The sequence below is a fragment of the Massilibacteroides sp. genome (assembly GCF_028705895.1).
In the GTDB taxonomy this organism is placed as follows: domain Bacteria; phylum Bacteroidota; class Bacteroidia; order Bacteroidales; family Tannerellaceae; genus Massilibacteroides.
The window spans coordinates 53,261-73,398 of record NZ_JAQWCQ010000010.1; the positions used below are offsets into that span (position 1 = coordinate 53,261).

Genomic DNA, 20,138 nt, shown 5'->3' on the forward strand with positions numbered 1-20,138 from the left:
AATATTTATTTAAATAAAAATGCCAATACTTACAATTCAGCATCTTCATTCCTTCCTATACAAAAATACAAAATTGTCTAAAGTTTCTTTATAACTCATCTATCTTTTTACATACAAAACGCACTTTTCGATTCTATTGTAACTTAATTCCTTGTTTTTTGAACAAAGACATAGGCAAACTCAACTTCGGGAATATAAATAACATACCAAAAGATTGGTTATCTTTGCGCCCGGAAATCAGAGATATAACTAATTAATTAAGATATACATGGCATTACAATGCGGTATAGTAGGGCTTCCGAATGTTGGAAAATCTACTCTTTTCAATTGTTTGTCGAACGCAAAAGCGCAATCGGCTAATTTTCCCTTTTGTACAATAGAACCTAACGTAGGGGTAATCACTGTCCCCGATGAACGACTGAATAAACTTGCCGAACTTATCAATCCTCAACGCATTGTTCCTACTACTGTAGAAATTGTTGATATTGCCGGCTTAGTTAAAGGTGCCAGTAAAGGAGAGGGTTTAGGTAATAAGTTTCTTGCAAATATTCGTGAAACGGATGCCATTCTTCATGTGTTACGTTGCTTTGATGATGAAAATATTGTGCATGTGGATGGCGCTGTTAATCCTGTCCGTGACAAAGAAATTATCGATGCTGAATTACAGTTGAAAGACTTGGAAACGATTGATATGCGTATTTCTAAAGTACAGAAACAAGCGCAAACGGGTGGAGATAAACAAGCTAAGCTTGCCTACGATGTATTAGTTAAGTTTAAAGAGGCTCTCGAGCAAGGAAAGAGCGCACGTACGGTAAGTTTCGAAACAAAAGATGAACAAAAGATAGCGCACGAATTATTTCTATTGACGAATAAGCCTGTACTTTATGTATGCAATGTGGACGAAGGCAGTGCTGTAAACGGAAACAAATATGTTGAGGCTGTCCACGAAGCGGTTAAAGACGAGAATGCCGAAATACTTGTTGTTGCAGCAAAGATAGAAAGCGAAATCGCAGAGTTTGAAACGTACGAAGAACGACAAATGTTCCTTAGTGAAATAGGTCTGGAAGAGTCGGGAGTTAATCGCCTGATCAAATCAGCTTACAGGTTACTAAATTTAGAAACATATTTGACCGCAGGAGTACAAGAAGTTCGTGCCTGGACTTACCTGAAAGGAAGTAAAGCACCACAATGTGCCGGTGTTATTCATACTGATTTTGAGAAGGGATTCATCCGTGCAGAAGTTATCAAGTACGATGATTTCATAAAATATGGTTCTGAGGCTGCTGTAAAAGAAGCAGGAAAAATGAGTGTAGAAGGAAAAGAGTATATCGTACAAGACGGAGATATTATGCATTTCAGGTTTAACGTATAAATTCAATTCATAGAATATACTAAGTCCGGACTTTTCGTTCGGACTTTTTTATTGCAAAAAATGTCTCTTCTTATAATAATACATTATCTGAAAAAAATTAAGTAGCTTTGTAATATATACTATCAGCCAGAAAAATGAAAATTCGACCACAGTCCACATCACTTAATATTCTTCTGTTTCTTCTGTTCTTTTCTTTAGGTATAAATGCTCAAAAAGAAAACAGTTCTTTGATAACAGAGCTGGATAAGATTATCGAAAAAAAGCAGGATTATATTGATATAAAAGAAAAAACTATTCAGTCGCACAAGCAACTGTTAGATATGAAATTTCTTTCCCTTGAACAAGAGTTTGAAATAAATGACCAATTATACAATGAGTATAAAAAGTTCATCTCTGATTCTGCAGTCTGCTATGTAATAAAGAATATAGAAATTGCGAAGAAATTAAATGATTCGGAACGAAAAAACTATTCGGATATTGAGTTGGCGTGGCTCTATTCATCACGCGGATTATATTTTGAAGCTAAAGAATTATTGGATAGTATTCATAAACCAATACTAAATCAAGATATTCTTGCAAGATATTATGAAGTATATGGCTCATTTTGTAGTCATTACGGACAAAGTAACAATCAGGTTAAATATTTTATTAAAAGTGAATATTACAGGGATTCTCTATTGTCTGTATTAGATAGGGATTCTTACTCCTATCGGTTAAATTACGGGATAAAGTTAGTTTATAACGGACGTTTAAATGAAGCTGAGACTGTTTTGAACAGATTAATACACGATATTCAGCAAGAGAGCCCTGAACAGGCTACTGTTTCCTATTTTCTTAGTCTGATTTATAAACAAACGGGACAGTCCGGACTACAGGAGAAACAGCTTTTATTGTCAGCGATTGCCGACATTAAGAACGCGATTAAAGACAATGCTTCTTTACAGGAACTTGCATTGTTTTATTATCAGAATGGGGATATCAACAGGGCTTATCAATTTATCGATCTGGCTATTAACGAAGCTCTGTTTTGCAATATGCGTTATCGTGCAATTGAAACGTCTTCTTTTTATCCTATCATCAATGCTTCGTATCAGACCAAAGAAGAAAAACGGAAATCCGATCTGCAGCTTTTCTCAATATTAATTAGTTTTTTGACGATTTTTGCGCTTATTCTTACAATTTATCTGTACAAACAGATGAAAAAATTATCTCGTATTCGTCGTCAACTAAAGGATACGAATGAAGAATTAAGCAAACTGAACACTGATTTGAATCATGTAAACTCAAGTTTAGTTGATGCCAATCACATAAAAGAAGAATATATTGGACATTTCTTCGACTTGTGTTCTTCTTATATAGATAAGTTAGAGAATTACAGGAAAGATCTGAACAAGTTGGCTTCCAACAAGAAATTAGAGGAACTATATAACGCACTTAAATCAACTAATTTTGTAGATAGTGAGTTAGAAGAGCTTTATAGAAGTTTTGATTCTATATTTCTCAACCTCTACCCTACTTTTATTGAGGAGTTCAATAAACTGTTACTACCCGGAGAACAGGTGACAGTCAAGCAAGGTGAACTCTTAAATACCGAACTTCGCATTTTTGCACTTATCCGACTTGGCATTACCGACAGTGATAAGATTGCTTCTTTCTTGAGGTATTCTCTTCGGACAGTATATAACTACCGGACAAAAATGAGAAATAAGTCTGCCGTTGTCCGTGATGATTTTGAGAAAAAAGTAGCAGAAATTGCAGCTTTCCCATCTGAAGAAAATTAATCATTCAGTACTTTTTTTCGTTTTTATTTCAAACTTTTATATTGTAAAACAATAACTCTGTAATTTTATTCAGTACTTTTTTTATTCATCTCTTCTATTTGCATACCGAATCCCGATAGCTTAGCAACAGCATTATATTTTATAGTGTGTGTAAGAATACTTAAATAGAAATACTAATTTAAATCCACAGAAGATTATGAAATTATTGGAAAAGATCTTTTCTCCAATTTTCTTGCTCTGTGTTTTGTTAACCTTCTTCGCTTCGAATACGTATGCACAGACGGAAACACAAATCAACGGAACAATTACGGATGCTAAAAGCAATGAACCGCTTATTGGAGTTTCAATCGTCCAAAAAGGGACAACAAATGGTACGGTAACTGATTATGATGGAAACTTTACGCTCTCAGTACCGACAGGAACTACATTACACATTTCTTACGTTGGCTATGAACCTCAGGAAATAGGAGTGACCGGTTCTCAAAAAAGCTGGTCTATTCAGTTAAAAGAATCTCAAGTTGCTTTGGAAGAGGTTGTTGTGATCGGTTATGGCGCCGTTAAACGTAAAGATGTGACTACTGCCATTGCCACAGTTTCAACAAAAGACCTGGATCAACGTCCGATTATCTCGGCTGCTCAGGCAATACAGGGAAAAGCTGCGGGAGTCTCCGTTGTACAGCCCAATGGTGCACCGGGAGCTGATATGTCTATTCGTGTACGTGGAACAACCTCGTTCAACGGCAGTAATGATCCTCTTTATGTAGTCGATGGAGTACCTGTTGACAATATCAATTTCTTATCACCAAATGATATTGAGAACATTCAGATCTTAAAGGATGCTTCTTCAGCTGCTATCTATGGTTCACGTGCGGCAAACGGAGTTATTCTTGTGACGACTAAAGCAGGTAGCAACAGAGATGCTAAAATTACATTCAATGCACAATTAAGTCTTAACAAAGTGGTTAAGAGCATGGATGTACTCAATACGCAACAGTATAAAGAGCTGCAGGATGAGATCGGAATAATTTCTCTGCCGGATGGTCTCACGGACAAAACAGACTGGTTTGATGAAGCGTATTCAACCGGTAATCGCCAAAACTATCAGGTATCTATTTCCGATGGTACCGAGAAAATGAATTATTTCATTTCCGGCGGCTATGTAAATGAAAAGGGAGTCTTGAATACGGCCTATTACAAACGGTATAATTTCAGACTAAATTTAGATAGCAAGGTAAGAAAATGGTTAACGCTGAACGCGAATATCTCTTATTCGGATAGCGAGAAAAACGGTTTACAAACTGGGTTAGGAGCAAATCGAGGCGGGGTTGTTCTGTCTGTAATAAACACTCCTACTTATGCACCAATCTGGAATGCAGAAAAACCGGAACAATATTATAATAATTTCTATGGCATCGGGAATATCAATAATCCGTTAGAAAATATGGCCAGAACGGAAAATGATCGCGACAAAGAAAATCGCCTGATTGCATCCGGTAGCGCATTGATAACGTTCATGCCTGATTTAACGTTGAAATCTTCTTTCACATTGGATAGAAGGCAAGGACTGAAAACAACATTCCTTGATCCGATAACGACCTCTTGGGGGCGTAATCAATACGGTGAAGGTTCTGATACCCGTAACACCAATACAGTGCTTACTTTCGATAATGTATTAACGTATAATAAAGCGTTCGGAAAGAACAGAATTGAAGCAATGGCCGGTGCATCATGGACGGATTCTGATTACAGAAACAGCTGGATCAATGGATCTCATTACCGGAATGCAGATATTCAAACGCTGAATGCTGCGAATAAAATCGGTTGGGACAGTACAGGTAGTGGAGCTTCCGAGTGGGGTATTCTTTCGTATTTCGGACGTGTATCTTACAATTACGACAGTAAATATCTGCTTACTGTGAATATGCGTATGGACGGATCTTCCAAACTACATCCGGATCATCGTTGGGGAACATTTCCATCTGCTTCGGCCGCCTGGCGTATTTCTTCAGAAGATTTTATGAAAGACATCGAATGGTTAGACGACCTTAAAATACGTGGTGGTTGGGGTAAAACAGGTAATCAATCCGGCATTCACGACTACGCTTATCTACAGCGCTACAACATTAATCGTATTGAATGGTTTGTTACAGGACAGGACAACGCACTGCCTTCTATCAGTCAGGCCAACCTGCGTACTCCCGACTTGAAATGGGAAACTACTACCCAGATAAATTTAGGGGTTGACTTTACCGGATTCAGTAATCGTTTGATGGTTGCATTAGATTATTATCATAAGAAGACCAAAGACATGTTGATGAATGTTACTCTACCTTCCGGAGCTGCTGCTTCTAATACAATCACGCGTAATGAAGGTGAAATGACCAACCGTGGATTTGAAGTCTCTGTAAGTACTGTAAATCTTCAGGGAGCATTTGGATGGAATACGGATTTCAACATCTCTTTTAACAAAAACAAATTGGATCGTTTAGATTTACAGAAAATTTATAATGATGCTAAAACAAGTGATGTTATCAATGAGACAGTTGTTCGCAATGAACCTGGACGTGCTTTAGGTGGTTTCTTTGGATATATATCTGATGGGGTTGATCCGGAAACCGGAGACATGATTTACCGTGATCTGAATGAAGATGGTAAGATTTCTTCTACAGACAGAACTTATATCGGAGATCCGAATCCGGACTTTACATACGGTATGACTAATACTTTCTCGTGGAAAAACATAAACCTGAGTATCTTTATTCAAGGTAGTTACGGGAATGATGTATTCAATGCCTCAAGAATTGAAACGGAAGGGATGTATGACGGAAAGAATCAGTCCACCCGTGTATTAGACCGTTGGAGAATTCCGGGACAGATAACAGATGTACCTAAGGCTGGTTTTAATATTAAAAACTCTACTTATTTTGTGGAAGACGGAAGCTATTTACGTGTAAAGGATATCTCATTATCTTATGACCTGAAGCTTGAAAGACTAAAGAGAATAGGTATTACTCGCTTACAACCGTATTTTACAGTTAGCAATCTGCTCACCTGGACAAACTATTCAGGAATGGATCCCGAAGTAAATCAATGGGGAAACAGCGGTGCTGTTCAAGGTATTGACTGGGGTACCTACCCACATAGTAAATCGTTTGTATTTGGTATTAACGTTGAATTCTAATAATTGACTACTATGAAACTTACATATATTTTTAAAGGATTATGTTGCGGCCTGTTATTAACGGCAAGTTCTTGCTCGTTAGACTACGACCCGCTGGAGGCTTATTCCGATGTAACGGAAGGAGTTAATGAATCAGGTGACCAAGTTGTATTTAAAGACAAAGCTGCTGTAGAAAGTCATCTGAAAACTATTTACAATCAGATGCGCGACAGACAAGAACACTGGTATCTGGATTTGATGTTGATTGCAGAGTCGCATTCAGACAATGCCTATGCCGGAACCACAGGGGCTGAAGTTCTGCCTTACGAAACCAACTCCATTGAGGGTTCTAATTCTGTGATTAAGCGTGACTGGGACAGGTATCTCGAAGATATTGCCCGCGCTAATAAATTGATTGTAAATATCGATGCAGTAACTGATCAGACTTTGACAAGTGCAGAAAGAGAAAAATACAAAGCGGAAGCAAAGATTTTCCGGGCTATGGTATTATTCGATATGGTTCGCTTATGGGGTAGTATTCCTGTAATCACGACAGAGGCCGGAGACATTACATCGGAAACAATCGATGATGTATATCCGGAGTATTTCCCTGCACAGAGTACAGAAGAAGAAGCATATAAACAAATAGAAAAAGACCTGCTGGAAGCGTTGACGGCTGCTCCGGATTATAATGCGGCAGATAAAACAGTGTTTACTAAAACCGTTGCACGTACATTATTAGCCAAAGTATATGCAGAGAAACCGCTGCGCGATTACGCTAAAGTTATCGAATATTGTAATGCTGTAGCAGCAGACGGTCCGTCGCTGGTTGCTGACTTTAAGGATTTGTTCGGCATGAATGATGAAGTAACCGATGCTCGCAAACGCAATACATCCGAGTCTATTCTGGAAGCTCAGTTTTTTGCAGGTAGCGGGAACTGGTGTACCTGGATGTTCGGTCGTGATTTAATTAACTGGGATTCTCAATTTACATGGGAAAAATGGGTAACCCCCTCGAGAGACCTTATCAATGCCTTCAACAAAGAAGGAGATGAAATCCGTTTTAACGAATCAATTGTATATTACTCTTGTACATGGAGTTATTATTATCCGTCCGACCATTATCCTTTCATGTATAAATGCCGTTCGGCTTATAGCAGTCTGATCAAATTCCGTTATGCGGATGTTCTTTTACTGAAGGCAGAAGCATTGATTATGGGAAATAATCCTGATCTTGCTGCTGCTGCAGATATTATAGATCAGGTAAGAACTCGTGTAGGACTTGGTAAACTTGCGGCAAGTGTGAAGGGAGACAAAAATAAGATGTTGGATGCGTTGCTTAACGAACGTCGTCTGGAATTAGCCTTTGAAGGCCAACGTTGGTTCGATTTAGTTCGTTTGGATAAGGTGGAAGAGGTTATGAATGCTGTTTATGCAAAAGATTCCGGACGCAGAACTCAGGCTTATCCTTTTGATCAGAACTCTTATCGTTTGCCTATTCCTCAGGGAGCTATTGACCAAAACGAAAATTTAGTTCAGAACCCGGGTTATTAATGATTTAATAAACAGATTATGATACATAAAAAAATCGTCCTTTTGCTTCTCTCTTCCGCATTCGTTATGAATGCGTGTGGCAGCGATTCGTCCGGTGGAAAAGACAAACCTGTTGATCCTCCGGTGGAACCAACGGGTGAGATTACAACCTATGTTACAACGAACAACAGAAGTTCCGATTTCGAGAAACAGACCATCAAGTTCAATAGCGAAACGAGTATGTCTCCACTAACTATTACGTTAGACCCGACAGTTCGTTATCAAACCATGGATGGTTTCGGAGCAGCCATAACAGGTTCTTCCAGCTTCAATCTGTTACAGATGAAAGCAGAAGATAGAAATAAATTTCTGAAGGAGACTTTTTCTGAAACGGAAGGAATGGGACAAAGTTATATCCGCATTGCGATCGGTTGTTCGGACTTTTCGCTTAGCGAATATACGTGTTGTGATAAACCCGGTATCGAAAACTTTGCTTTGCAGGAAGAGGAAAATAAATACGTTATCCCCATCCTGAAAGAGATTCTGAACATCAATCCGAATATAAAGATTCTGGGATCGCCGTGGACTTGTCCCCGATGGATGAAAGTAAATAATCTTACTGATTTAAAGCCATTTGAATCGTGGACGAGCGGACAACTTAATCCGGCTTATTATCAGGATTATGCGACTTATTTTGTTAAATGGATTAACGCAATGAAAGAGAATGGTATCTCTGTTTATGCCATTACTCCGCAAAATGAACCTTTGAACAGAGGCAATTCGGCCTCTTTGTATATGAGTTGGCAAGAGCAGCAAACCTTTATTAAGGATGCCTTGGGGCCTAAACTGAAAGATGCAGGATTGAATACAAAGATTTATCTTTTCGACCACAATTATAATTATGACAATATGACGGATCAGAACGATTATCCAATACGGATTTACGAAGATCCGACAGCTTCTTCTTTTGTTGCAGGAGCAGCGTATCATAATTACGGAGGTGATAAAGATGAACTGTTGGATATCTATAACAAACAGCCGGATAAAGAATTGATCTTCACGGAGACATCAATAGGCACATGGAATGACGGAAGAAATCTTTCCGTTCGCCTCATCGACGATATGGAACAAGTTGCACTTGGAACGATCAATAATTGGTGCAAAGCGGTTATTGTCTGGAATCTGATGTTAGACAGCGAACGCGGTCCGAATAGAGAAGGAGGCTGTCAAACCTGTTATGGTGCTGTAGATATCGACCGCTCTGATTTTAAAACGATCACGCGCAATTCTCATTATTACATCATCGGACATCTTTCTTCTGTGGTTAAATCCGGAGCAACGCGCATCGGAACAAGAGGATATACAGACGGCGTTGTGTATTCCGCTTTCGAGAATACAGATGGAAGCTATGCTTTTGTTATTCTTAATAAATCGGGTGAAGCTAAAAAAATTGTAGTAAACGATGGTAATCAAAACTTTACTTACAATACTCCTGCAAAGTCGGTAGCTTCATTCCGTTGGAAAAAATAATCTTTTTAAATACAGATCATTATGAAAAAATATATAGGAGTAATCTTATTTTTTTGCGGTTCATTACTAATAACCGCATGCGATGATGACGACAAAAATCCCGGTAATCCGGTCATGAACGTCCAGACATCATTCGGAAATGCACATATGGGAGACAGTCTCGCCTTTGCTATTGACGTTGAAGACGCAAGTGTTCCTCTATCTACTGTCAAGGCACAGCTTTTCTTTAATGAAGAAAAAGTTTCGGAAACAGTTATCCGTACAAAAACAAATGGCACGTACAGCGGGAAAATTCATGTTCCCTATTACGCAAATATCCCGAACGGAAAAGCAAGTTTAAAGCTTGTTCTACAAAATATCAATTTTACCATAACAGAAGAAGCCTACGACTTGTCCGTTTCCCGTCCGGATTATCCTTACCTCACCTTCGTATCGGAAAAGGGCGAGTACCGCATGGAACGTACTGAAGCATATAATTATGCCGTAACAGACGTTTTTCCTCAAAAGATAAAAGGATATATAAAAACTCCGGTATTAGACGAAAACGGAAATGTGCTCAACTTTGGTTGGAACAATGATGCCATCAAAGAGGGAAGCACAGAAACAATTCCTTTTTCAAACACAGCAGGTGGAGAATACACTATTACGTTTAATACTTTCGATTATTCAGCATCTCCGTTTATCATTGCTTATGCCGTTAACGGAGAAGTTATGCAACGCGTAGATGATAACAACTATACAATTGATGTTGCCTTAAAACAAGGAGATAAAGTAACTGTTGAAGGTTTCGAAGGATTTGAAAGTTGGTGGATCGACCCAAGTTATTTCAATGTCAATGAAAGCGGAGAATTGCACTTTGTCCCCATAGACGGCAACTACAGAATTACAGCCAATACCGCGTTGAACTATCTGATTTTAGAAGCACTGAACGGTAAAGACCTCGCAACCCTACAAGCAGATGGAACAGGTGCTGTATGGATCATTGGAGACGGTATAGGCAATCCATCCGTTAGCACAAACGCAGTAGGATGGGATACAAGCAAAGCAATTTGTATGGCACCAATAGGAGATAAGAAATACAGCGTAGTTCTTGAAGGAGGAAAAACAATCAAGACAGACGAAATTAATTTCAAATTCTTCCATCAGAAAGATTGGGGTGGTGAGTTTAAAAACGAAACCCTGAGCAGCGAAAGCGATCTTATCTTTGTAGGTGACGGCACAAATGGCCGCGACCCGGGTAATTTAGGTATTGTAGAAGGAAAATCTTTAGAATCAGGTGTATTCTATATATTCACAGTTGATTTAAGTAAAGGAAACGACAAAGGCATTCTTTCTGTTTCTCGTAAATAATTTATTTAAGTTTTGAATTTTGATAAAAAACGTATCGGAGTGATTCTGGTACGTTTTTTTTAAAGGATATTTTTTCATCAAATACGATGTTTTTTTGAAGCAGTAAAATGAACGATATTCATTCGAACTAAATTTATGAATAATACAGGTGTAATTATTTATGTTGTATATTTAGCTATATTTGTACTTAATTGATAATTACTTAAATCATAAATATTGTCACTCATGAAAAACATTTCAAGAAGAACTGCAATTAAGGGAGTACTTGCCGGAGGTGCAGCGATGGCTGTATCCGGATTAGAAGCTGCAATACCTGGTACAAATCAATCTACAAAATTGGCGTTGAAAGGTAATATCCGTCATTCGGTTAGTAAATGGTGCTTTGGTAGCTATGAATTAGATGAATTTTGCAAGATATGTAAGCGTATAGGAATTGAATCTGTTGAATTGCTTGATCCGAAAGACTGGCCTATCGTACAAAAAAACGGGTTGACCGTGGCTATGGCTCAGGGCGCTGGATTGGGTATTGATGGTGGTTTTGCCGATCCTTCCCTTCATGATGAGTTGGTAGCAAGCTACGAAAAAGTAATTCCGATGGTTGCCGAAGCCGGATTAACCAATTTGATTTGTTTCTCCGGAAGAAGAAACGGCCTGACAGATTTGCAAGGATGGGAAAATTGTGAGAAGGGATTGAAACGGATTACACCGATTGCAGAAAAGCACAAAGTAGTACTAACGATGGAATTGCTTAATAGTGTTGGCCATAAAGATTATCTCTGTGATCATACAATCTGGGGCGTGGAACTTTGCCGTCGTGTTGGATCGGAAAACTTCAAACTGCTTTATGATATCTACCACATGCAGATTATGGAAGGTAATATCATCGATAATATTCGTAAATACCATAGTTTCTTCTCGCATATTCATACAGGAGGTTCACCGGGACGTGCCGAAATAGACGAAACACAGGAATTATATTATCCTGCTATCATGAAAGCGATAGTAGAAACAGGTTATAAAGGTTTCGTTGGTCAGGAATTTGTTCCCAGACAAGAAGATAAAATAGCCTCACTTGAAAAATGCATTCGCATTTGTGATGTATAAATAAGAGTTTGGAAATTTTTACACAAACGAAGAACTACCGGCTTCTCCTTTCCGTACAGATGGCTTTGCGAAATAACAAAAAACTGTTTTCCTATAATTGTCGCAAAGTTTTTCTATAACTGTGGTAAAACTTTTCTACAGATATGATAAAGTTTTACCACAGATATGGAAAAAGAAAATTGTATAACTAATGCTATGATATAATGAAAAAAAAAAACTATTATTTTTACTTTAATATTACTTACTCTAATGGGGGCAGGAGGCTGCAAGCAGCCGGATAGGCAAGAAGAACTTATCACAATTGATATGAATGCAAGTCATCCCGAAAGGACACTGATTCTTCAGGATTTTATGGATGTTGAATACATTCCGTTAGAAACAAATGACGAATTTATCACCCAAGGGAACGTAATGGAAATAGGGAATCAGTTTATATTGGTAAAAAACAGGAATAACGATGGTGACATCTTTATTTTTGACAGAAACACAGGTAAGGGGATACGAAAAATAAATAAAAGAGGGCAGGGCGCAGAAGAATATGGCCGTATCAATAGTATCACCCTGGATGAGGATGCAAATGAAATATTTGTCAATTCGACTTCTAACAAAAAAATCTATGTTTATGATTTGTCGGGCAACTTTAAACGAAGTCTTGACTATACGAAGGACACCGAATATTTAGAAATTTTTGATTACAATCAGGAGAGTTTAATCGGCTACGATATTTCAGGATATTACAAAGGTGGCGAGAAGAGGGGTGACCGGTCTTATCATGCTGTTATTTCAAAGAAAGACGGTCATATTACAAATCCTATTTTTATTCCTTTTGACATTATTAAAGCACCAACTATACAAGAAGGTGATGGGTTCGTGGTAACTTTTGTGCGTCCAATAATTTCATATCATGGTAACTGGCTACTTGTAGAAACTTCTTCTGATACAATTTACAAGTATATCTCTAAGGAACATAAATTAAGCCCGTTTCTGGTGAAAAAACCATCTAAAGATCCGGAAGTACTGCTAACAATGGGAGCTCTTACTGATCGCTATTATTTTATGCAGGCTATTGAAAAGAAATTCAACTTTACAACTGGAAGCGGATTTCCCACTACCGATCTTTTCTATGATACAGAGAAAAAGGCTGTGTTCAGGGCTGTGGTATTAAACAATGACTATGTAAAAGAAAAAAGAGTTGATATGATTACACGGCCGGTAAACGGAACAATTGCTGCTTTTCAAATACTAAATGCGAATCAACTTGTCGAAGCTTATGAGAACAATGAGCTGAAAGGCGCGTTAAAAGACATTGCCGCAGAATTGAACGAAGAGTCAAATCCGGTGGTCATGTTGATGAAATATAAGAAATAAGAAAACGGATTAGAATTGCTGACGGTGGATACAGAGGAAAACTATCGGATATGGTCAAAGATTTGGGTTTACTATTAAGCATTATCACATCTGTGATAAACTTACGAATTTATTATAACTTTGCACACGCTATCAAATAGATAGATATTTGTTTTGAACAAACAACAAATTCATATAGTTAAGATTGAAGTCATGGAATACAATTTCAGAGAGATTGAACAAAAGTGGAGAAAAAACTGGATAGACAATCAAGTCTATAAAGTAGTGGAAGACGAAAGCAAACCCAAATTTTACGTACTCGATATGTTTCCGTATCCTTCGGGAGCCGGACTACATGTAGGACATCCGTTAGGGTATATTGCTTCGGATATTTATTCTCGCTTCAAACGACTCCAGGGCTTCAATGTACTTCACCCGATGGGATATGATGCGTATGGATTACCGGCTGAACAATATGCTATTCAGACAGGGCAGCATCCGGAAATTACGACGAAGAATAATATCAACCGATATCGTGAACAAATGGATAAAATCGGTTTTTCGTATGATTGGAGCCGTGAAATCCGTACGTGTGAGCCTGTTTATTATAAATGGACACAATGGGCATTTATTCGCATGTTTAATAGTTTTTATTGCTATGATAAAAACCGTGCAATGCCAATTTCCGAATTAATCTATGCTTTCGAACAAAACGGAACGCAGGGTTTACATGTCGCTTGCGGTGAAGAACTTGAATTTACAGCATCGGAATGGAAAGCAAAAAGTGAAGTTGATAAACAAAAAATATTATTGAACTACCGTATTGCTTATCTGGGTGATACGATGGTTAACTGGTGTCCGGCATTGGGAACTGTATTAGCTAATGATGAAGTTGTAAACGGACTATCCGAACGTGGAGGTTATCCTGTAGAACAACGTGTAATGCGTCAATGGTGTTTGCGTGTATCGGCCTATGCGCAACGTCTTTTAGACGGATTGGATAAAATTGACTGGACAGATTCTTTAAAAGAAACACAACGTAACTGGATCGGTAGGAGTGAGGGTGCTGAAATGATCTTTAAAGTGAAAGATTCGGATATACAATTCACCATCTTTACAACTCGTGCAGATACGGTATTTGGTGTTACTTTCATGGTTTTAGCTCCTGAAAGCGAATTGGTTGACACTTTAACTACCGCCGAACAGCGTGCCGAAGTAGATGCTTATATTACAACGACTAAAAAAAGAACAGAACGCGAACGTATTGCTGATCGTCGTGTGACAGGTGTCTTTTCCGGATCATACGCCATCAATCCATTAACAAACGAAGCAATTCCTGTATGGATCAGTGATTATGTATTGGCCGGTTATGGAACAGGTGCGATCATGGCTGTTCCTGCTCACGATAGTCGCGACTATGCTTTTGCGAAACATTTTGATCTTCCTATCGTTCCCCTTATCGAAGGTTGTGATGTATCGGAAGAAAGTTTTGATGCCAAAGAAGGAATCATGATGAATTCTCCTGTTATTGGAAAAGAAATACCAGGAGGACTTGTACTGAACGGATTAAACGTACCTGAAGCTATTGCTAAAACAAAAGTATATATCGCTGAAAAGAAATTAGGAAAAGTAAAAATAAACTTCCGCCTACGCGATGCTATATTCAGCCGTCAACGCTATTGGGGCGAACCCTTCCCGGTTTATTACGATGAAAACGGATTGCCTCAGGTATTACCGGAAGATAAATTACCACTCGAATTACCTGATGTAGATAAATTTCTTCCTACAGAAACCGGTGAACCGCCTTTAGGGCGTGCTACCAACTGGGCATGGGATACGGTAAATGGAAAAGTAGTTAACTGTTCTTTAATTGACAATAAAACTATCTTCCAATTGGAATTAAACACGATGCCCGGATTTGCCGGATCGTCTGCTTATTACCTACGCTATATGGATCCGACTAACGAAACAGCGTTGGTTGACCGCAAGGTAAATAAATACTGGCGGAACGTGGATTTATATATCGGTGGTACAGAACATGCAACAGGTCACCTTATTTACAGTCGTTTCTGGAATAAATTCCTGTATGATATCGCTGTAAGTTGTGAAGAAGAACCATTCAAAAAACTAATCAATCAGGGAATGATTCAGGGACGATCTAATTTTGTATATCGTATTAACAACACAAATAAATTTGTTTCTCTTAATCTGAAAGATCAATATGAGGTTACACCGCTTCATGTGGATGTAAATATCGTAAGTAATGATATTCTTGATATAGAAGCTTTCCGTAACTGGAATCCCGAATATAAAACGGCAGAATTTATCCTTGAAGACGGAAAATACATCTGTGGCTGGGCAATTGAAAAAATGTCCAAATCCATGTTCAATGTAGTCAATCCGGATATGATTGTGGATAAATACGGTGCGGATACACTTCGTTTATATGAAATGTTTCTTGGCCCGTTAGAACAATCTAAGCCTTGGGATACAAACGGTATAGATGGTGTACATCGCTTCCTGAAGAAATTATGGGGGCTATTCTTCGGAAATACAGATACTTTGCAAGTTTCCAATGAACAAGCTTCTGGGGAGGAATTAAAGTCACTTCATAAATTGATCAAAAAAGTAAGTTTTGATATAGAACATTTCTCATTCAACACCTCTATCAGTGCCTTTATGATTTGTATAAACGAATTAGGAAGCTTGAAGTGTAATAAACGAGAAATACTTGAACAGTTCATCATTCTGCTTGCTCCTTTTGCTCCTCATATTGCAGAAGAATTATGGCACGTATTGGGTCATAATACAACAATATGTGATGCACAATGGCCGGAACATAAAGAAGAATATCTGAAAGAAGATGTTGTTACCTATGCTATTTCATTCAATGGTAAAGCTCGTTTCAATATTGAACTACCGGCTGATATGCCGAAAGAAGAAGTTGAAAAAACAGCTTTAGCACATGAAAATTCTGCAAAATGGATGGAAGGTAAGACACCTAAAAAAGTTATTGTAGTACCTCAGAAAATAGTTAATATCGTCATTTGATGAAAAGCAGCAATATCGGGAGATTATATAATCATACCCAGGATTATCTGATTATAATTTTAGGAACTTTATTATATGGATTTGGATTTAATGCCTTTATCCTTTCCAACGAAATTGTAACAGGAGGAGTTAGCGGGATTTGTGCAATCATTTATTTCGCTACTTCCATACCTGTTTCCATTTCATATTTCGTTTTAAACTCCATATTATTGGTTATTGCATTTAAAATATTAGGATTTAAATTTTTAATAAAAACAATTGTTGGAGTTATATGCCTTTCACTATCTCTCTCCTTCTTTGAATGGTTATTACAAGGCAAGCCCCTTATTGAAGGAGAGCCTTTCATGTCTATTTTAATAGGAGCTGCACTTTGTGGATCAGGACTTGGTTTGATCTTTACGGTTAACGGAAGTACCGGTGGTACTGACATTATTGCTGCAATCGTCAATAAATACAAGAATGTTTCTATCGGAACAGCGCTTTTATTCTGTGATTTTTTCATTATCGGATCGTCTTATTTTCTATTTCAAAATGTAGAAAAAATAGTATTCGGTTTTGTAGAAATGGGAGTGAGTAATTATGTATTAGACATGATTATAAACAGCAACAGACAATCTGTTCAGTTCCTTATATTCTCTCAGAAATATGAAGAAATAGCTAAAAGAATAATAACTGATACAGATAGAGGATGTACTTTCTTGGATGGGCAAGGAGGCTATTCAAAGAATCCCATGAAAGTAATTATTTTGGTAACAAAAAAATCCGAATCGCTTACCATATTCAGATTGGTTAAAAGTGTAGATCCGAATGCTTTTATTTCCCAAAGTGTCGTCAGGGGAGTTTACGGAGAAGGATTCGATCAAATTAAAACATAAACAAACATAAAACAATTTAAAGCACTTCTATACGTTATTATAGCGTAAAAGAAGTGCTTTTTTTATTCCATTAAACATATGAAAATAGTTTTTGCTACCAATAATAAACACAAATTAGAAGAAGTCAGAAAGATAGTAGCCGGTAAAATAGAAATTGTCAGCTTAGAAGAAATCAGCTGTTTCGAAGATATACCGGAAACTGCTGACACATTAGAAGGTAATGCCCTATTAAAAGCAAATTACATAAAAAATAAATTTGGTTTAAATTGTTTTGCTGATGATACCGGATTGGAAGTAGAAGCATTAAATAATGCGCCTGGCGTATTTTCAGCAAGATATGCAGGAACAGCACACGATTCGGAAGCTAATATGAAAAAATTACTTTCCGAACTTACTGATAAAGAAAACCGTAAAGCTCGTTTTCGTACCGTTATTGCCCTTATTATAGAAAATGATACTCTTCTATTCGAAGGTATAGTAAACGGCTCTATAGGAACAGAAAAGAAGGGAGAAAACGGATTTGGATATGATCCTGTTTTTATTCCTGAGGGATACACACAATCGTTTGCCGAATTAGGAGATGAAATAAAAAATAAAATAAGCCATCGGGCAGAAGCTGTACATAAACTAAATGATTATCTGAACACGCTTAAATTATAAAAGAAATGAAAAAAAAAATATCTGTTTTTATTTTACTAATCTTTTGTATTTCTTTTTCTTTTGCACAGGATGATTCTAATTTAAATAATCGTTTCAAAACTTATTTATCCTATTATAACAGTTCAAAAGTTGCAGAAGGAAATAATTTAGTTTATGTAGTTACAAATGGTTCTCTATTTAGCTATAATAAAACAGATAACAGTGAAAGTTTCTATTCACGTCAAACAGGAATGAGTGATAATGATATTTCACAAATAGCTTATAATTCTTCTGTTAATTCACTCCTTATCATTTACAGTAATGGCAATATAGATATACTGAACGAAGATAGTAACAGTATATACAACATAAGTCATTTTCTGAACAATACTACTTTCAATATTAAGAGCGTAAATAACATAGATATTTATGACGATATAGCTTATTTATCTATGCAATTCGGAGTAATAGCTCTTGATATGAAGAAGAAGGAAATAAAAGAAACCTATCGAATTATCAATGATGCTGTTTATTCCGTTTCAATAATGAATAATGAAATTTATGCTACAACGGTGAATGGTATTTACAAAGCTTTATTGGATTCTAATCTTGCAGATATAAATAACTGGAAAGCTTATTCAGTTTCTTTGCCCGACATGACTGATAATATCATTAAAACAGTCCTATTTGATAATAAACTATGTTTTCTTTTACAAACACAAAAAAAAGCAATAAAAGGTGTTTGTTATCAGGAAAATGATGGTTCAATTAAAACATTGATAACAAATAATTCATTGATAAATTTAAAAGTAGAAAATGATAAATTAATAACGCATACCAGAACCAATGCGTATATTTTTTCATCATTCTCTACTTTTGATAATATTAATTTAGGCACGGTGAATGACATTTCTTCATTAAAAGATAAAAATAAGTTTTGGGTTGCAGCAGGAACAGATATACTTAAAGGAATAAATAAAAACAGCGCAGGAACTTTTGATATTCTCCTTTCTAAAATTGAAGTAAATACCCCCAAAACAAATTATAATTATTACATGTATATGCAAGGTAATAAATTACTTACAACTGCTGGTGGTAAAGATCATGACAGGAATTGGAGACAAGGTATATTTTCTACATACGAAAATAATGAATGGTCAAGTCTTAATCAAAGTAAATTGAAATATGGATCTAATAATGAATTTAACAGTCCGCAAGACTTTGTAGCAGCTCTTCCTTATCCTGAAGATCCTTCAACATATTATATCGCTTCATACGGGGAAGGTTTATTTATAATTAAAGATAATGAATTTGTTAATTCATATAGTTTTTATAATAGCCCTTTGGAATATACTAAAAGCATTACAGAAGAAAATTATTATTATCATTATGTTCGCATTTCATCCATCGCTTTTGATAAAAATAAAAATTTATGGATGACAAATGCAGAAACAGAATATCCCATAAAAGTATTAAAACCGGATAGCACATGGGCTAAGTTTTCTTTTAAAGATTATATGACCACACCTATGATAATGGATAAGATAATTATCACTTCTAAAGACCATAAATGGCTGAATATTCCATATTCTGATAGCTATAATAATAATCCCGGTATTTTTATTTTTAAAGACAATGATTTATCTGAAGAAGGTAGTCAAGCAACCTTTATAAGTAGTATTATAAATCAAAATGGAGAAGATATAGGAGCCAACACGGTTAGGTGTATGGTAGAAGATAAAAAAGGAAATATATGGATAGGTACAAATAAAGGTCCTGTTTATACTACTGTTCCTGCTAATGCTTTAGAAAATCCTAATAGATTTTTCTTTTATCAGATAATACGTGAAGGAGAAAGTGGCGCTTATTTGTTTCTTAATGGTGATTTGATAAATGCTATTGCTGTTGACGGAGGTAATCAAAAATGGTTAGGTACAGAATCGTCCGGTGTCTTTTTAGTTAGTGAAGATGGAATGGAGACTATTTATAACTTTACTACTGCTAATTCTCCTCTTCCTTCTAATAAAATAGAGAGTCTTACTATAAATGACGAAACAGGAGAAGTTTTTATAGGTACAAACAAAGGTCTTATTTCTTTTATGGGAGAAGGAACTGAAGGTAAAGAATCTTTTTCTGATGTTTCTGTTTATCCTAATCCTGTACGTCCTGAATATGAAGATAAAGTTACAATTACCGGATTAATGACAGATTCTAATGTAAAAATTACAGACATTAAGGGTAATCTTATCTACCAGGCCAAATCTGTTGGAGGCCAACTCCTATGGAATTGCAGAAACGTCAAAGGAAGCAGAGTAGCAACAGGTATTTATCTTGTTATTGCTGCCAGCTCAGAAGGTTCTGAAAGTGTTGTATCTAAAATAATGGTAATTAAATAA

General features: G+C 36.7%; 12 protein-coding genes. All 12 read left to right on the forward strand.

Translation table 11 applies throughout. The features are described from left to right. Nucleotides 1-268: 268 nt before the first annotated feature. The 12 genes from ychF to PHT93_RS04305 all read left to right on the forward strand — a co-directional run bounded on the left by ychF (nt 269) and on the right by PHT93_RS04305 (nt 20,138). A complete protein-coding gene (ychF, locus tag PHT93_RS04250; protein WP_300239886.1) occupies nt 269-1,372 on the forward strand; it encodes a redox-regulated ATPase YchF in 1,104 nt (367 codons plus the stop codon). Between the two features lie 134 nt (nt 1,373-1,506). Then, complete coding sequence (locus PHT93_RS04255; protein ID WP_300239888.1) at nt 1,507-3,153, forward strand: DUF6377 domain-containing protein; 1,647 nt, start codon at nt 1,507-1,509, stop codon at nt 3,151-3,153. 196 nt (nt 3,154-3,349) lie between these two features. Further along, nucleotides 3,350-6,334, forward strand: a complete 2,985-nt coding sequence (locus PHT93_RS04260; protein WP_300239890.1) for a TonB-dependent receptor — start codon at nt 3,350-3,352, stop codon at nt 6,332-6,334. A 12-nt stretch (nt 6,335-6,346) separates the two neighbouring features. Further along, nucleotides 6,347-7,867 carry a RagB/SusD family nutrient uptake outer membrane protein gene (locus PHT93_RS04265; RefSeq protein ID WP_300239893.1) on the forward strand — a complete coding sequence of 507 codons (1,521 nt, stop codon included), beginning with the start codon at nt 6,347-6,349 and terminating at the stop codon, nt 7,865-7,867. 66 nt (nt 7,868-7,933) lie between these two features. Continuing rightward, on the forward strand, nt 7,934-9,376 hold the full coding sequence (locus PHT93_RS04270; RefSeq protein ID WP_300239933.1) for a glycoside hydrolase family 30 beta sandwich domain-containing protein: 1,443 nt from the start codon (nt 7,934-7,936) through the stop codon (nt 9,374-9,376). 21 nt (nt 9,377-9,397) lie between these two features. Beyond that, complete coding sequence (locus PHT93_RS04275) at nt 9,398-10,726, forward strand: DUF5125 domain-containing protein (RefSeq protein ID WP_300239895.1); 1,329 nt, start codon at nt 9,398-9,400, stop codon at nt 10,724-10,726. A 225-nt stretch (nt 10,727-10,951) separates the two neighbouring features. Next, a complete protein-coding gene (locus PHT93_RS04280; protein ID WP_300239897.1) occupies nt 10,952-11,830 on the forward strand; it encodes a TIM barrel protein in 879 nt (292 codons plus the stop codon). Between the two features lie 249 nt (nt 11,831-12,079). Further along, nucleotides 12,080-13,198, forward strand: a complete 1,119-nt coding sequence (locus PHT93_RS04285) for a 6-bladed beta-propeller (RefSeq protein ID WP_300239900.1) — start codon at nt 12,080-12,082, stop codon at nt 13,196-13,198. Between the two features lie 192 nt (nt 13,199-13,390). Next, entirely contained in the window at nt 13,391-16,228 is a 2,838-nt protein-coding gene (gene leuS / locus PHT93_RS04290; RefSeq protein ID WP_300239903.1) for a leucine--tRNA ligase, read from the forward strand. Then, nucleotides 16,228-17,103: a YitT family protein gene (locus PHT93_RS04295; RefSeq protein ID WP_300239906.1), complete on the forward strand. Its 876-nt coding sequence runs from the start codon at nt 16,228-16,230 to the stop codon at nt 17,101-17,103. The genes leuS and PHT93_RS04295 overlap by 1 nt, the downstream gene beginning before the upstream one ends. Before the next feature lie 78 nt (nt 17,104-17,181). Beyond that, complete coding sequence (locus tag PHT93_RS04300; protein ID WP_300239909.1) at nt 17,182-17,763, forward strand: non-canonical purine NTP diphosphatase; 582 nt, start codon at nt 17,182-17,184, stop codon at nt 17,761-17,763. Between the two features lie 5 nt (nt 17,764-17,768). Continuing rightward, nucleotides 17,769-20,138, forward strand: a complete 2,370-nt coding sequence (locus PHT93_RS04305) for a two-component regulator propeller domain-containing protein (RefSeq protein WP_300239912.1) — start codon at nt 17,769-17,771, stop codon at nt 20,136-20,138.

What these genes read in the sequence shown, in the direction of transcription:
- PHT93_RS04260 (WP_300239890.1), top strand. Translation starts at nt 3,350, where the DNA reads ATGAAATTATTGGAAAAGATCTTTTCTCCAATTTTCTTGCTCTGTGTT.
- ychF (WP_300239886.1), top strand. Translation starts at nt 269, where the DNA reads ATGGCATTACAATGCGGTATAGTAGGGCTTCCGAATGTTGGAAAATCT.
- PHT93_RS04285 (WP_300239900.1), top strand. Translation starts at nt 12,080, where the DNA reads ATGGGGGCAGGAGGCTGCAAGCAGCCGGATAGGCAAGAAGAACTTATC.
- PHT93_RS04280 (WP_300239897.1), top strand. Translation starts at nt 10,952, where the DNA reads ATGAAAAACATTTCAAGAAGAACTGCAATTAAGGGAGTACTTGCCGGA.
- PHT93_RS04265 (WP_300239893.1), top strand. Translation starts at nt 6,347, where the DNA reads ATGAAACTTACATATATTTTTAAAGGATTATGTTGCGGCCTGTTATTA.
- PHT93_RS04305 (WP_300239912.1), top strand. Translation starts at nt 17,769, where the DNA reads ATGAAAAAAAAAATATCTGTTTTTATTTTACTAATCTTTTGTATTTCT.
- PHT93_RS04255 (WP_300239888.1), top strand. Translation starts at nt 1,507, where the DNA reads ATGAAAATTCGACCACAGTCCACATCACTTAATATTCTTCTGTTTCTT.
- PHT93_RS04275 (WP_300239895.1), top strand. Translation starts at nt 9,398, where the DNA reads ATGAAAAAATATATAGGAGTAATCTTATTTTTTTGCGGTTCATTACTA.
- PHT93_RS04270 (WP_300239933.1), top strand. Translation starts at nt 7,934, where the DNA reads ATGAATGCGTGTGGCAGCGATTCGTCCGGTGGAAAAGACAAACCTGTT.
- PHT93_RS04300 (WP_300239909.1), top strand. Translation starts at nt 17,182, where the DNA reads ATGAAAATAGTTTTTGCTACCAATAATAAACACAAATTAGAAGAAGTC.
- PHT93_RS04295 (WP_300239906.1), top strand. Translation starts at nt 16,228, where the DNA reads ATGAAAAGCAGCAATATCGGGAGATTATATAATCATACCCAGGATTAT.
- leuS (WP_300239903.1), top strand. Translation starts at nt 13,391, where the DNA reads ATGGAATACAATTTCAGAGAGATTGAACAAAAGTGGAGAAAAAACTGG.